Genomic DNA, 17,918 nt, shown 5'->3' with positions numbered 1-17,918 from the left:
AAAACCAACTTCCAAATGGTTTCTTCGTTTCATATCTTAACACTGATTATCAAATAATTAGAGCGCAAATATAAAACTATTTTTGGATAATGATAAAGTCTGAACGTCTATTTAACAAATGTTCCTCTTCTGTGCATTTTACTCCATTTTTACATTTATTAATCAATCGGCTTTCCCCATAGCCAATTGCGCTTTCAATTCTGGACGGATCAATATCCTGTGAAACAATATAGTCTCTTGTCGACTTAGCCCTGTTATCAGAGAGTTTCATGTTATATGCATCTTTTCCGCGCGAATCAGTATGTGATTCAATCTTGATTCTGATGTTTGGAAATTTTTTCATTATAAAAACCACTTTTGTTAACTCTTCAATAGCGAGTGGCGTGATGTCATATTTATCATAATCAAAGTAAATTGGGTTAACATCTACTTTTTCAACTCCTTTTTTCTTAACAACTAAATCATCATAGTTGCTCAATTCGAAATTAACGTCCTTAATCTCCCCTCCGTTTTCGTTGGTAGTTTCTACTGTTTTCTCATCGCTGCTGTAATTTGGTTTTGCGGCGATCATCTTAACTAATTTTCCACATGGAACTTCAATAGCATACTTCCCTTCATAATTTGTTTTGGTTTCTGCAAGAACATCACTGTAAGAATTATAAGCCATAATAGAAACATCAACAAGTGGTAATTTTGTTTTGCGGTCTATTGCCATACCAGAGATACTTTGGTTGCAAACAGGTTTTCCTTTGGTAAAAGAATAGATATCATCATCTCCCTTTCCTTCTGCCCTGTTTGAAGAAACATAGCCATAATTCTCCTGACTGTCAATTATGAAAGCAAAATCATCTTTGTTACTATTAATTGGAGGGCCTAAGTTTACAGGGGTTGAAAAGCTACCGTCGGCTAAAAGTGAACTTTCGTAAACATCCAAATCGCCATAACCGTAATGCCCATCAGAAGAAAAATATAGTTTTCCGTTGCGGAAATAGGGAAAAAGATCATTACCAATTGTGTTAATCTTTGATCCAAGGTTAACAGGTGAACTCATTGTTCCGTCGGCAGCAATTTTCACGTAATACAAATCGGTTTCCCCTATACCTCCCGGCATATCTGATGCAAAGAAAAGCCATTGTCCGTCTTCACTTAAAGAAGGATGTCCAACAGAATAATCATCGCTATCAAAGAAAACTTTTTGAGGATTCTCTAATTTATTATTTACAATTTCGCCTTTAATAATTTGAAAATTATTCGTTTTGGTTTCATCTATAACCAATTTATTCTTTTTGACAATGTTCGTCGAATAATAAATTGTTTTTCCGGTTGCATCAAAAGAGGCGGTTGCTTCATGATACTTGGTCATTACATTTGGAAGGAATACTGTTTCATTAAACAAACTTCCATCTGCAGGATTTCTTTCAGCAGTATACAAATTTAAAAAAGGCTGATTGTTCCAGGTATACAATTTTTCGCTAAACTTCGTTGTATCTCTGGCTGAAGTAAATACAACCCGATCCTGAAAAAAAGTAGCGCCAAAATCAGATTTACTTGTATTAATATCCAGATTTTTAATTGTGTAAAGAGATTTCGCTTTTGATAAACTATCCATCTGCTTTTTTTGAGCAACGTATCTGTTTATCTCATTCTGATCTCCTTTTTTAGAAAGATACTCTTTTGTCATTTTATCTGCTTCATCATAATCCATAACTCCTTTCAAGGACTGAATATAACGCAGATAGTAGATATCTGTTAAATTATTGCCTTGCACCTCGTATAATTTTTTGTACCATTTTAAAGCATTTCTGGCATCCGAAATAAAATAATACGAGTCGGCGGCGTTCTTTAATGTTTGTGCTGTCGGATTCTTGATGTTCTGTAAAATTTCTTCGTAAGCTTTTGAAGCATCCACATACGAGTAGTTTCTAAACAGTGCATCTGCCTTTTTTAAATTAGTCTGAGCAAAACTAAACGTAAAACTCAAAACTAAACTTAGGATATATAATTTTTTCATAGGTTTTACTTTTAGAAGAATCGAGGAGATTTAATTTTACTTTCGTTTTTGTTAAACTGATAACGCAAGATAATTTCATGCGAGCCATCATTGTATTTATTCAGATCGCTAACGGTGTAATCAAAAGCATATCCGATATAAAAACTTTTAGATATTTGAAAACCTGCAAGGATGCTTATCGAATCATCTGTTCTATAAGAACCTCCTATTACAAATTTTTCAGCAATCATAAAATTCGCCGAAATATCAGCAGTTAACGGAGCTCCACTTACTGCCTTTACCAAAAATGCAGGTTTGAATTTTAAATTCGGATTTAAATCAAAAACATAACCTCCCATCAAGTAATAATGTAAACGATCATAATTTACCGATTCCTGAATATCATCGTAATAATTACTCTGAATAAAACTCGGAACCGAAAGTCCTAAGTACCATCTATCAGTATAATAATAAACTCCAGCCCCAACGGCTAATTTTGCCTGATTGTCAATATTCTGATTTAACAAAACATCATTGGGATCGTAATATCTCCCTTTTGACCAATCGACATTTAACATTCTCATACCTGCTTTAAGACCAAATGCTAATCTTTTTTCATAACCAAGAGGAATAGAATAGGCAAAATTTCCATCAATGTATAATTCGTTTGATGGGCCAATTTTGTCATTAACAATACTTAATCCTAAACCTATTTGCTCATTTCTAAGCGGTGATTGAATAGTAAAAGATTGTGTCTCTGGCGCTCCATCAATTCCAATCCATTGTGAGCGATATAAAAGAGCTGCTTCTAAAGTGCCGGTAGATCCAGCATAAGCTGGATTTACCGCCATAGTGTTGTACATATATTGTGTATACTCCGGATCTTGCTGTGCACTGACACAAACCGAGATAAAAGAACATATTATGATGAAATACGTTTCTAATGATTTTATATATAGTTTCATAACGATACTTATTTAGTTTAATTAATTAGATGATTAATATAGTTGCTTATCTCATTATAGATAACCATCCTTTTTTAACCGTTCCGTCTCCAATGTCTATCACATAAAAATAAGTACCTGTAGGCAACATATCTCCTCTATTTATAACTCCAGATACATTGGCAGTTCCGTTCCAATCATTTTCATAATGTTGTTTACTGTATACTAATGCGCCATATCTATTATAAACTTTTAGCTCATTGTTTGGATACGATTCAATACAGTCAATTCTGAAAAGATCATTTGTTCCGTCATTATTCGGAGTAAACTCGTTATAAACTGTCAAACAAACAGGCTCTACAAAAGCTGAAGCGGTATTGTTTGTTGCATCAACATCTAAAGGAGTCGAATTTTCAATAGTTGCAACATTTAAGTAATCACCTCCTGACAATACTTCCGCAACGATTGTAAGTGTAACACTTTGACCCGCATTTAGTGTTGGGATTGTCCATGTTGTCTGATCATAGGTACCGGCGCTTGCATTTGCGCTTACGAAATCATAACCGCTAGGCAATAAATCGCTTACAACAGTATTTATAAAATTGCCTTCACCAACGTTGTTCACTGTTACAGTAAAGGTCACCTGCTCGCCAAAATTAGGTTTAGGATTATTAACTGTATTCGTAATTGTTAAATCAGAACATGTAGCTACAACAACATTCAAAGATTTAGTTGTAGTTTCATCACAGTTATTGGTATAAGTTACTGTTACAGTACCAGGGCCTACATCAGACCATGAAATAGTTGCTGAACCATCAGCGTTACCTCCACCTGAAGTAATTGTTCCGTTTGTTACTGACCATACATAATTGGATTTTCCATTCGCAATTGAATATGTAACATCTTGGAAAACACAAGGTGTATCATCAGTAGACGCTAGTTGTACCAAAGCATCATTTTCGAAATTAATTGTTATTCCAAGTCTTGTGGCACTAGCACAACCATTTGTTGTATTATTAAGAGCAGCAGCATAATATGTTCCAGCCGTAAGCTGTGTATTTGCTGCCAAAGGTGTACCGCCCGTTGCTGAAGAATACCAAACTACATTTGTTTCATTTACTAATATATCAACAAGTGTTGGCAATTTAGATAAACAGAATGTTTGTGTAGTTCTTGGTGTAGTTACGACACCAGGGGTACTAACATCTACTACAACTGCTAATCTTACTAGATTTTCACAGCCTACTGTACTTGATACAACTCCGTAATAAGTTCCGTCAACCAAAGCTGTTGTTCCTGGCAACGCAGTTCCTCCAGTTGCTGTACTATACCAAATTACATTTGCTTCATTAACCTGAATATCAGCAACTGTTGGTGAATTTAATGTACAGAAGTTTTGAGTTGCAGAATTTGTAGTTGGCGTAGCTGCAGGGTTTACAATAGTTATGGTTACCTGTAAACGAGTTGCACTTTTACATCCGGTTATTGCATCTGTAATTTCTCCAAAATAGATACCAGATGTTAAAGGTGTTGTTGCCGGAATCGGTGTTCCGCCAATAGCACTACTGAACCAAACAACATTACTTTCGTTTACCTGAATATTAGCAAACGTTGGAGCACTGTTTATGCAAAAACTTTGAGCTACATTATCAGTTGTTGGAGTATTTGAACTTCCAACAGTAACTGTTACTTTCAGTCTTATACTACTTTCACAACCTGTAGTTGCGTCTTTTATAGCTGCATAATAATCTCCATTTACTAAAGCTGTAGTTGAAGCAATTGCTGTTCCACCAGTTAACGCTGTGTACCAAACGACATTACTTTCGTTTACCTGAATATCTGCAACAGTTGGATTATTTTCAGAACAGAAAGCCTGAGTAAGAGCTGTTGTTGTTGGTGTGCCCGGATCAGTAACACTAATCGTTACTGATAATCTTGCAGCACTTTCACATCCTGTTGTTGGATCTTTGATTACTGCAAAATAAGTTCCACTTGTAAGTGTATTAGTTGATGGAATAACTGTTCCGCCTGTTAAAGCTGTGTACCAAACGATGTTTGCTTCGTTCAACTGAACACTTGCAAATGTCGGAGCATCTGCCAAACAGAAGTTTTGTGTTCCTGCTGTTACCAAAGTTGGTGTGCCAGGATCCGTAACACTAATAGTTACTGATAATCTTGCAGCACTTTCACATCCTGTTGTTGGATCTTTGATTACTGCAAAATAAGTTCCACTTGTAAGTGTATTAGTTGATGGAATAACTGTTCCACCTGTTAAAGCTGTATACCAAACGATGTTTGCTTCGTTCAACTGAACACTTGCGAAAGTTGGTGCATCTGCCAAACAGAAGTTTTGTGTTCCGGCGGTTACCAAAGTTGGTGTGCCAGGATCCGTAACATTAATCGTTACTGATAATCTTGCAGTGCTTTCACATCCTGTTGTTGGATCTTTGATTACTGCAAAATAAGTTCCGCTTGTTAGCGTATTAGTTGATGGAATAACTATTCCGCCTGTTAAAGCTGTATACCAAACTATATTTGCCTCATTCAATTGAACACTTGCAAATGTTGCTGCATCTATCAAACAGAAGTTCTGGGTTCCAGCTGTTACCAAAGTTGGTGTACCCGGATCCGTAACACTAATAGTTACTGATGATCTTGCAGCGCTTTCACATCCAGTTGTTGGATCTTTGATCACTGCAAAATAAGTTCCACTTGTAAGTGCATTAGTTGATGGAATAACTGTTCCACCTGTTAAAGCTGTATACCAAACGATGTTTGCCTCATTCAACTGAATACTTGCAAATGTTGGAGCATCTACAGAACAGAAGTTTTGCGTTCCAGCAGTTACTAAAGTTGGTGTACCAGGATCTGTAACATTAATAGTCACTGATAATCTCACAGCACTTTCACATCCAGTTACTGGATCTTTGATTACTGCAAAATAGGTTCCGCTTGTTAATGTATTAGTTGATGGAATAACTGTTCCGCCTGTTAAAGCAGTGTACCAAACTATATTGGCTTCGTTCAATTGAATACTTGCAAATGTTGGAGCATCTACAGAACAGAAATTTTGTGTTCCGGCAGTTACCAAAGTTGGTGTGCCCGGATCAGTAACACTAATAGTTACTGATAATCTTGCAGCACTTTCACATCCTGTTGTTGGATCTTTGATTACCGCAAAATAAGTTCCGCTTGTTAGCGTATTAGTAGATGGAATAACTGTTCCGCCTGTTAAAGCTGTGTACCAAACTATATTTGCCTCATTCAACTGAATACTTGCAAATGTTGGAGCATCTACAGAACAGAAATTTTGTGTTCCGGCTGTTACCAAAGTTGGTGTACCTGGATCTGTAACACTAATCGTTACTGATAATCTTACAGCACTTTCACATCCAGTTGTCGGATCCTTGATTACTGCAAAATAAGTTCCGCTTGTTAGCGTATTAGTTGATGGAATAACTGTTCCGCCTGTTAAAGCTGTATACCAAACTATATTTGCCTCATTCAACTGAATACTTGCAAATGTCGGAGTATCTGCCAAACAGAAGTTTTGAGTTCCAGCAGTTACTAAAGTTGGTGTACCTGGATCTGTAACATTAATAGTCACCGATAATCTCACCGCACTTTCACATCCTGTTGTTGGGTCTTTGATTACTGCAAAATAAACCCCACTTGTCAATGTCGTTGTTGCCGGAATTAAAGTTCCTCCGCTTAAAGAATCATACCAAACTATATTGGTCTCATTCAATTGAACACTTGCAAACGTTGGTGCATCGGCCAAACAGAAGTTTTGTGTACCTGCTGTTACTAAAGTTGGTGTACCAGGATCAGTTACACTAATCGTAATAGCCAATCTAACATTACTTTCACAAGTCGTTATCGGATCTTTTATTGCTGCAAAATAAGTTCCGCTTGTTAGCGCATTAGTTGATGGAATAAGTGTTCCACCAGTTAATGAAGTATACCAAACTATATTTGTCGCTGGACTAACATTTATACTTGCAAAAGTAGGAGCACTTGATAAACAGAATTCCTGAGCGGTATCTACAATTACTGGTGTTCCTGGATCAGTCACACTAATATTAATAGCTAACCTAACACTACTTTCACAAGTTGTCGTTGGATCTTTTATAGCTGCGTAATATGTTCCACTTGTCAATACTGTTGTCGATGGAATTAAACTGCCGCCATTAAGTGCAGTGTACCAAACAATATTTGTTGCCGGGCTAACATCAATACTTGCAAATGTTGGCGCATTAACTAAACAGAATTCCTGAGTTGTTCTATTAATTACTGGAGTTCCAGGATCTGTTACGCTAATTGCAATAGCTAATCTAACATTACTTTCGCAAGTTGTCGTTGGATCTTGTATGGCTGCATAATATGTTCCTGAGGTTAGTGCTGTTGTTGATGGAATTACTGTTCCTCCTACCAAGGCTGTATACCAAACAATATTGGCAACAACTGCCGGACTTACATTTATACTTGCAAATGTTGGTGCATTTACCAAACAGAATTCCTGAGCGGTATCTGTAATAACTGGTGTACCAGGATCTGTTACACTAATTGCAATAGCCAATCTAACATTACTCTCGCAAGTAGTTGTTGGATCTTTTATAGCTGCGTAATATGTTCCTGATGTTAATGCTGTTGTTGCCGGAATTAGACTTCCACCTGTTAAAGCTGTATACCAAACTATATTTGTTGCCGGGCTAACATTTATACTTGCAAATGTTGGCGCATTTACCAAACAGAATTCCTGAGTGGTATCTGTAATAACTGGTGTACCAGGATCTGTTACATTAATTGTAATAGCCAATCTAACATTACTTTCGCAAGTAGTTGTCGGATCTTTTGTTGCTGCATAATATGTTCCTGTTGTTAATACTGTTGTTGATGCAATTAAATTTCCACCAGTTATAGCATCGTACCAAACAATATTTGTCGCTGGGCTAACATCGATATTTGCAAAAGTTGGAGCATCTACTAAACAAAAATCCTGAGATGTTTTTGTTATTACTGGTGTACCCGGATCAGTTATAGTTACAGTAACTAATAATCGAACTGAACTTTCGCAACCCGTAACAGGATCTAAAATTCCTGCATAATAAGGACCATTGGCCAAGGCTGTTGTTGTTACCAATGCGGTTCCTCCTGTTGATACGTTATACCATACTACATTTGCTTCATTTACCTGAAGATTTGCTACTGTTGGTTTACTTTCCACACAGAAAGCTTGTGTTGTGTCGGTAGTTGTTGGTGTTTCCGGATCATTAACAGTTACAGTAACTATTTTAAGTTCACCGTTTTTATTTTGACATGTATTATCACTTTTAACCGCTACATAATAGGCCATAGGACTCATAGCAGTGGTTAATCCTGTAGCTGTTAAAACTCCACTAACACTAATTGTATACGTTACTCCGCCAATTACTCCATTAGAGATTGGCTGAGTTTTATTAGCATCTAAATACCAGAAGAATACAGGATTTGCTAAACTGCTTGTTGGTGTCAGTGTCGCAACCGTATCGTGACAAATAGAAGCATTAGCTAGTACAATATCAGTTTCCAGAGAAGTTGGCAAAATAGTAAATGTTACCTGTTTTCTGTCTGCTGGTGCAGTTTCACAATATTGTGTTGAACTAACACCAACATAATAGGTATAAGTTCCTGGTGCTAATCCAGTCAATACTAATTTTGCTGTTGCTTCGCTAAGCGCGGTTTGAGTTGTACCATCAAAACTATACCAATGATAAACAGGACTTGTTAGTACAGGTGTTGCATTTAAGATTGCATCCAATGTGACTGTACCGCTTTCGCTACAAATAATCGTATTATTTCCTCCATTAATTGTCACATTTGCAATTGCAGTTGATGGAGTTGTTGCTCTCACTACTACTGTAACCTCTCCTCTTTCTAAAGCAGGACAACCGTAACGAATTGGCTGAATATAATATTTATAAGTACCCTCTGCTAATGTAGCAGGAAGTGTAAACGTTTGACCGCTAGCAACCTGATTTCCTCCTGTTGGAGAATCATACCAGATATAATCAGCACAAGCTTTTGGTGCAACTGAAAGCTTCAACTCTTGTCCGGGACAGGCTGTGATATTATTATCATTGTCACTACCAATAACTTTAGTATTAGTTACACGATCTATAGTATGAACTCTAAGCTGATCTAATACAGAAACAGCGCCTCCAAAACTAATCACAACTTTGTCATAAGGTTGTGTTTGTGGTGCAACAATTGTCATTGCCATTGTGTTTCCAGAAAGTAGTTTCAATGTTAACAAACTATCATCACTTTCTATTGGTGCGCCAACGGCTATATTTCCTGAATAAAGCTGAATAGTGAATCCTTCAAGTAAACCAACTGTTAAAAGTGTTCCTGGTTTGGAAATTGTGATTCTTAAACTATCTCCCACCATAGAAGGTGTTCTAAAAGTTGCAGTTAATTCAGCCGCGGCAAGTACTCCTACTCCCTTAAACATTGTTGCATAAGTAGCAACGTCTCCATCAGCTACATTAAATGGATTAGAAACACCTACGGTAGATGTTAATGCGCCAATTCCTAAATCTCTAACACCAGAGAAGACATCTTCTATATCACCTTGTCCACAAGCAATTTGTGTTACTTGTTTTTTATAATAAGCGTCATAAACATTTACATTCTGAGCAACGCTTACAACAGATCCAAGTTGTACTCTAATACCATCATAATCCTGAGGGCCGGAGCCATTAGATGGAACAAATGTATATTCAAATGAATTTTGTCCTGGTAATAAGTTTACTAATGATCCTGATACAGATTGTAATGTTCCAATATCTATTGGATTATTAGATGCATTTCGTTTAGTACCTATTACAGAAATGTTTTGTCCTACTGCAAGTACACTGTTTTCTAAACCTAGTTTTACTGTAACCGGAGTTCCTTTAGGAATAGTTGTTGGCCATTGTAGATTTTGCCAGGTAGTTCCAATACCCAAAAGGCCTAAGCCTGTTGTTATTGTAGAGTAAGTACTCGGATCACCATCAGCACCAAACGGTCCATTTGTTACACCTCCTGTGATAATTGATCCTGATAATTGAGTACTGGCATAAACTCTTTCTAATAAAGAACTACAAGCTGCAGGATCAATAACACTAATCGTTACTGTCTGACTAGTGGTACAAGTTCCTAAAGTTGCAATTACCGTGTAGTTAAAAATACCAACAGTATTAAGAATTCCTAAATTTGCCGGTACAACATTCCCTTGTTGATTGTACCAGGTAACTGTTCCGTTTGATGAAGCCGTTAAAGTAACCGGAGATCCTTTTGCAACAGCAATTGAATTTGTTACTCCAGTTAATGTTGGTAACGGATTTACTGTTACAACAACTGGCAATTTAACAGATGGACAAGTAGAACCACTTGTTTGAGCCTGAATAAAATAAGTTCCACCTGCAGTAATGTTTGCCGCAGCTTGCGCTGTCATTATCGTTGTTCCATCTGTATTAAAGAAAGTGTAAGTTGTGTTTCCTGATGTATCAAGATTTGAAATAGCATCTTTCAGATTTGCTTTACCACAAGCGGCATAAGGATTTGTTACCGTTAAAGCTGAACCAGTAGGATAATTTACTACTACTACTTTTAAAGCTCCAGCTGCATTCTCACAATTTCCTTCATTAACTACTGAAACATAATAAGTATATGGAGCATTTGCAGCAGTAAGTCCGCTAATCGTTAAAGCACCTGTTGTAACATCTTTAGCATAAGTTACTCCGGCTATAGTTCCTGTAGTAATTTCTTGTGTTTTACTTTGAGTAGTATAATATTTAAATTTAGCTCCCGCCAAAGCAGATGTTGGAGCCAATGTAATAGCACCGGTACAAGAAGCTGTCTGAGGACTTGCAATTGTAACATCAGCTGCTACAGGAACGGGCAGTACTGTAATAGTAACAGGTTGACGGAAACTATTAACACATCCTGAACGTGTTGCTTGTAAATAATAAGTCGTTGTTGTTGTTAATGGAATAGTCGGACTTACAGCTACTACACTTCCGCCTGTTGGAGCGTTATACCAGGCAAATGTTTCTGTTCCCGTAGAAGATGCTGATAATGTAGCGGTTCCACCAACACAAATTGGCGTCGCAGCTCCCGTTATTGTGGCATTTGGGAATCTATATGAAACTTCATAAATATTTAGACTAGTTAATAATCCGACTAGTGCTCCTAATCTAATTTCTAATTTAGTAAATGCCTTTGATGCAAGAAAACTAACTTTAAATTTATTTCCTGATAATATTTGTAAATTCAATAAACTATTATTAACCTGAATTCTATCATTGTTATCAAGTGCTCCGTTATATGTACCTAAAGTAACGGATCCTAAAAGTGCTACATCAGCAAGTCCTCCAGGTAATTCTAATGTAACATCGATAATATCGCCAATCTGACCAGGATTCGTAAAAGTTAATTCCTGTTGAACATATGCACCAAGTGCGCCTACGGGGATGTTCAGACTGGCAAATGTATTCATATCTCCATCATAAGAACTACTTCCGTTACTACCAGTACATAAGGCACATACTGTTGGCAAACTTGAAACAGTCATTACATCTGAAATTGGTCTTAAACAACTATTAATAGTAGTAATTACAACAACATTAACAGCGGCCCTTGAACTACTTGTACAGCCCGATGATAAATCTGTAGTTTCAACATAATAGGTTTTATTTGCTGTTAAAGAAGGAGTAGTATATGGGTTTGAAGACAAAGCAGTTCCTCCTGTAGCTACATCATACCATGAATATGAAAACCCTGGACTGCTTGGAACCGAAAGTACGGCACTCTGTCCTGACTGAATAACTATAGTCGAAGAAACCGGAACCGGTGGAGCTGGTCTTGGATTTACATTTACATTTACAGGAGTACGTGTCGCGCTTAAGCAACTTCCAATAGCTGCCTGAACATAATAAGTAGCAGAAGCTGTTAGACTTGGTGTTGTATAAGATGTACCTGTAAATAACAAGTTTCCACCATTGGCAGCATCGTACCAATTATAAGTGGTACCAACAACTGGCGATTGTACAGCTATTGTTGTCGTTCCTCCACTGCATACGTTTAAGGGAGTAGCAACAACTGTCGCTGGTGCCACAGGATTACTTACTGTAATAGTAACCGGATTTCTTTCACTATTCACACAACCATTACGAGTAAGTTCAACATAATAAGTTGTGTTAGCTGTTAAGACAGGAGTTGTATATGAAGCTGTACTAGACAATAAAGTTCCTGCTGTTGCAGCATTATACCATCTGATTGTTTCACCTGCATCTAGAGAGGCCGTCAAAGTGGTTGTTCCACTACAAATAATTTTATTTCCTGAAATTGCAGGTGTTTTATATCTGTAAGTAGCCTGATAAATATCTAAACTAGTTAAAGCCACTACCGTGCCACCTAGTCTAATTTCGACACGATCAAAATTAGCTCCCGCAACTATACTGGCTTTAAAGCGATTTCCCGATAGTAATTGTAAAGTAACCAGGGAATTATTGATAAAAACCCTGTCACCATTATATGTACTTCCATTATAAGTTGCCAAACTAACAGCACCTAATAATGAAACATCGGCAATACCTCCTGGTAATGCCAGTTCAACATCGACAATGTCTCCTGTTTTTCCAGGATTATTAAATTGTAAAGTTTGCTGAATCCATCCGTTTAATAAACCTACCGGAAGAGTAAGTCTGGCTGCCGTAGCAATATTCCCATCTACAGAATTGTTTGGTGTTGTTGAAGAACAAAGTAAACACAATCCGTTTTGAGTTGTTTGCTGACTATTAGCTTCTAAACAAGTTCCTAATGGAGTTGCTAAAACTGTCACTGTAACAGGTACTCTGGTGGCACTTACGCAGCCGCCAGCAGTATTGCGTGACTCTACATAATAAGTTTTAGTTGCAGTTAAAATAGGAGTTGTAAAAGTATTAGAATCTCCTAACAATTTTGTTCCTCCCGTAGGGACATCGTACCAGTCCAAAACAACATTTGCCTCAGTTGTTGAAGCAGTTAAAGTTGCATTTTGTCCGGATAAGATTGAAACACTTTGTGTCAGTACCGTTGCTAGTGCAGGAACTGGTGTAGAGGTAACAGTAACCGTAGTTCTGGTTGCTGAATTACATGCTCCAATTGATGCCTCTACATAAAAATTAGTAACACCCGTTGGTACAGTTGGTGTATAAGTAGTTCCACTTGCTAATGCTACCCCTCCTGTTGCGGTACTAAACCAGGAATAAGTTGTTCCGGCTACCGGATTTGAAACCGATAATGTAGTGGTCTGAGTTGGACCCGTAGAACAAATCGTCGTACCAGTAGTACTAATAGTTGGTAATACAGGATCGGTAATTGTTATAAGAACAGGATTTCTTTCACTATTTACACAGCCATTACGAGTAATTTCAACATAGTAGGTTGTGTCTGTAGTTAAAGCAGGTGTTGTATATGCAGCAGTACTGGTTAATAAAGTTCCTGCTGTTGCAGCATCATACCATCTAATTGTTTCACCTGCATCCAATGTTGCGGTCAAAGTAGTAGCAGTTCCTGTACAAATAGTTTTATTCCCTGAAATTACAGGTGCTTTATATCTGTAAGTAGCCTGATAAATATCTAAACTTGTTAAAGCCGTTACCACGCCTCCAAGTCTAATTTCGACACGATCAAAATTGGCTCCGGCAACTATACTGGCTTTAAAGCGATTTCCTGATAGTAATTGCAAAGTAACCAAAGGGTTATTAGTAAAAATTCTATCGTTATTGTACGTTGCTCCATTATAAGTTGCCAAACTAACAGCACCTAATAATGAAACATCGGCAATACCTCCTGGTAATGCCAATTCAACATCTACAATATCTCCTGTTTTTCCAGGATTATTAAATTGTAAAGTTTGCTGAATCCATCCGTTTAATAAACCTACCGGAAGAGTAAGTCTGGCTGCCGTAGCAATATTCCCATCTACAGAATTGTTTGGTGTTGTTGAAGAACAAAGTAAACACAATCCGTTTTGAGTTGTTTGCTGACTATTAGCTTCTAAACAAGTTCCTAATGGAGTTGCTAAAACTGTCACTGTAACAGGTACTCTGGTGGCACTTACGCAGCCGCCAGCAGTATTGCGTGACTCTACATAATAAGTTTTAGTTGCAGTTAAAATAGGAGTTGTAAAAGTATTAGAATCTCCTAACAATTTTGTTCCTCCCGTAGGGACATCGTACCAGTCCAAAACAACATTTGCCTCAGTTGTTGAAGCAGTTAAAGTTGCATTTTGTCCGGATAAGATTGAAACACTTTGTGTCAGTACCGTTGCTAGTGCAGGAACTGGTGTAGAGGTAACAGTAACCGTAGTTCTGGTTGCTGAATTACATGCTCCAATTGATGCCTCTACATAAAAATTAGTAACACCCGTTGGTACAGTTGGTGTATAAGTAGTTCCACTTGCTAATGCTACCCCTCCTGTTGCGGTACTAAACCAGGAATAAGTTGTTCCGGCTACCGGATTTGAAACCGATAATGTAGTGGTCTGAGTTGGACCCGTAGAACAAATCGTCGTACCAGTAGTACTAATAGTTGGTAATACAGGATCGGTAATTGTTATAAGAACAGGATTTCTTTCACTATTTACACAGCCATTACGAGTAATTTCAACATAGTAGGTTGTGTCTGTAGTTAAAGCAGGTGTTGTATATGCAGCAGTACTGGTTAATAAAGTTCCTGCTGTTGCAGCATCATACCATCTAATTGTTTCACCTGCATCCAATGTTGCGGTCAAAGTAGTAGCAGTTCCTGTACAAATAGTTTTATTCCCTGAAATTACAGGTGCTTTATATCTGTAAGTAGCCTGATAAATATCTAAACTTGTTAAAGCCGTTACCACGCCTCCAAGTCTAATTTCGACACGATCAAAATTGGCTCCGGCAACTATACTGGCTTTAAAGCGATTTCCTGATAGTAATTGCAAAGTAACCAAAGGGTTATTAGTAAAAATTCTATCGTTATTGTACGTTGCTCCATTATAAGTTGCCAAACTAACAGCACCTAATAATGAAACATCGGCAATACCTCCTGGTAATGCCAATTCAACATCTACAATATCTCCTGTTTTTCCAGGATTATTAAATTGTAAAGTTTGCTGAATCCATCCGTTTAATAAACCTACCGGAAGAGTAAGTCTGGCTGCCGTAGCAATATTCCCATCTACAGAATTGTTTGGTGTTGTTGAAGAACAAAGTAAACACAATCCGTTTTGAGTTGTTTGCTGACTATTAGCTTCTAAACAAGTTCCTAATGGAGTTGCTAAAACTGTCACTGTAACAGGTACTCTGGTGGCACTTACGCAGCCGCCAGCAGTATTGCGTGACTCTACATAATAAGTTTTAGTTGCAGTTAAAGCGGGAGTTGTAAAAGTATTAGAATTTCCTAACAATCTTGTTCCTCCAGTAGGGACATCGTACCAGTCCAAAACAACATTTGCCTCAGTTGTTGAAGCATTTAAAGTTGCATTTTGTCCAGATAATATCGACACACTTTGTGTCAGTACCGTTGCAAGAGCAGGAACTGGTGTAGAGGTAACAGTAACCGTAGTTCTGGTTGCTGAATTACATGCTCCAATTGATGCCTCTACATAAAAATTAGTAACACCCGTTGGTACAGTTGGTGTATAAGTAGTTCCACTTGCTAATGCTACCCCTCCTGTTGAGGTACTAAACCAGGAATAAGTTGTTCCGGCTACCGGATTTGAAACCGATAATGTAGTGGCCTGAGTTGGACCCGTAGAACAAATCGTCGTACCAGTAGTACTAATAGTTGGTAATACAGGATCCGTAATAGTTATAACAACTGGATTTCTTTCACTATTTACACAACCATTACGGGTAATTTCAACATAATAGGTTGTATTGGCTGTTAAGACAGGAGTTGTATACGCAGCTGTACTAGATAATAAAGTTCCGGCTGTTGCAGCATCATACCATCTGATTGTTTCACCTGCATCCAATGTTGCTGTCAAAGCAGTTGTTGTTCCACTACAAATAGTTTTATTACCTGAAATTACAGGTACTTTATATCTGTAAGTGGCCTGATAAATATCTAAACTAGTTAAAGCCGCAACCACACCGCCTAGTCTAATTTCAACACGATCAAAATTAGCTCCGGCAACGATGCTAGCTTTAAAGCGATTTCCTGATAGTAATTGCAAAGTAACCAAAGGGTTATTTGTAAAAACTCTATCATTATTGTATGTTGCTCCGTTATATGTTGCCAAACTAACAGCTCCTAATAATGAAACATCGGCAATACCACCCGGTAATTCCAATTCAACATCTACAATATCTCCTGCTTTTCCAGGATTATTGAATTGTAAGGTTTGCTGAATCCATCCGTTTAATAAACCTACCGGAAGAGTAAGTCTGGCTGCCGTGGCAATATTCCCGTCTACAGAATTATTTGGTGTTGTTGAAGAACATAGTAAACACAATCCGTTTTGGGTTGTTTGCTGGCTATTGGCTTCTAAACAAGTTCCTAATGGAGTTGCTAAAACTGTCACTGTAACAGGTACTCTGGTGGCACTTACGCAGCCGCCAACAGTATTGCGTGACTCTACATAATAAGTTTTAGTTGCGGTTAAAGCGGGAGTTGTAAAAGTATTCGAATTTTCTAATAGTCTCGTTCCTCCAGTAGGAACATCGTACCAGTCCAAAACAACATTTGCCTCAGTTGTTGAAGCATTTAAAGTTACATTTTGTCCGGATAAGATTGAAACACTTTGTGTTAGTACCGATGCTAGTGCCGGAACTGGTGTAGAGGTAACAGTAACTGGAGTTCGGCTTGTTGCTTTACATGTACCAATTGATGCTTCTACATAAAAATTACTAACACCGGTTGGTACGATTGGAGAATAAGAGTTTCCGCTTGCCAGAGCAACACCTCCAGCTGCTACACTAAACCAGGAATAGGTGGTTCCGGCTACCGGGTTTGAAACTGATAATGTAGTCGCCTGAGTTGGTCCTGAAGAACAAATTGCTGTACCCACTGTACTAATCACAGGTGTTGCAGGATTTGATACATTAATAACAACTGGCACACGTTCATTTCCCTCACAACCGGGCACTCTTGTTACACCTATATAATAAGTTGTACTTGCAGTTAAAACCGGAGTTGTATACGAAGTTGTAGTAGCTAAAGCTGTAGTTGAAGTAGGTGAACTATACCAAGCTACAGTTGTTCCGGCTGCAGGAGTTGCAGTTAATGTGGTAGAACTTCCTGAACAAATTGTTTGATTTAAACCTCCTGTCACCGTTGGTGAAACAAATTCTAAACGAACATCATAAATTCTTAAATCAGTTAGCACGCTTACAGCGCCTCCTAATTGTATTTGAACCTGGTTTGTGTCACTAGTCAAAGTGTATCGTAGAACTCCAATAGTATTTCCAGGTAATAATGCCAGATTAAGCAAAGGATTATTTATCGCAACTGCTGATCCTGAATTTGTACCATTAAGTTTCGGCTGAATTGTACCGCTAGATAATAAAGATAGATTAAGCAAACCAGCACCACTACCAATATATAAAACAATTTCATCACCAGCCTTTGCTGTTTGATTAAGAACCAAAGTTTCCTGGGCAGAACAAAACAACCCGACGACTGTACTCAGAGTTGTAAATGTTGTTAAGCCCGCATCATTATCGTAGGCTGCTGTTGGATTTGTTACAGCGGAACCAATACAAATACCTGAAATATCATTTGTATTTGATATTGGTCTACAAAAGGTTTGTGCAAAGTTTTTACTGCTTAAAAGCAATAAAAACACCAAAAACAATAATCTCTTCTTTACGATGAGATCATAAAAAGTAAAAGTTTTTTTCATAATTTGGAAGATTAGAAAATGGACAATAAAATACCTGTTGCGATAAGTACGTATACTTAGGCAATTTTAAAAAACGTTAATAATCAGCTAC

Annotated in this window: 3 protein-coding genes; all 3 read right to left on the bottom strand. The window is 37.6% G+C overall.

Annotated elements, in window-relative coordinates:
• Positions 1-76: 76 nt before the first annotated feature.
• From IRZ99_RS02110 to IRZ99_RS02100, 3 genes are read right to left on the bottom strand one after another with little or no spacing between them, the layout of a single operon-like run.
• Complete coding sequence (locus IRZ99_RS02110) at positions 77-2,011, bottom strand: OmpA family protein (RefSeq protein ID WP_194655689.1); 1,935 nt, start codon at positions 2,009-2,011, stop codon at positions 77-79.
• Positions 2,012-2,022: 11 nt separating this feature from the next.
• Positions 2,023-2,955, bottom strand: coding sequence for a type IX secretion system membrane protein PorP/SprF (locus tag IRZ99_RS02105; protein ID WP_194655688.1), 933 nt, complete (start codon positions 2,953-2,955; stop codon positions 2,023-2,025).
• Between the two features lie 46 nt (positions 2,956-3,001).
• Positions 3,002-17,827 carry a gliding motility-associated C-terminal domain-containing protein gene (locus tag IRZ99_RS02100; protein WP_228518991.1) on the bottom strand — a complete coding sequence of 4,942 codons (14,826 nt, stop codon included), beginning with the start codon at positions 17,825-17,827 and terminating at the stop codon, positions 3,002-3,004.
• Positions 17,828-17,918: the final 91 nt, after the last annotated feature.

The sequence above is a fragment of the Flavobacterium sp. LC2016-12 genome (assembly GCF_015351595.1).
GTDB lineage: Bacteria > Bacteroidota > Bacteroidia > Flavobacteriales > Flavobacteriaceae > Flavobacterium.
The sequence above is the reverse complement of the archived record's forward strand: the minus strand, read 5'-3'. Positions and strand labels throughout refer to the sequence as shown.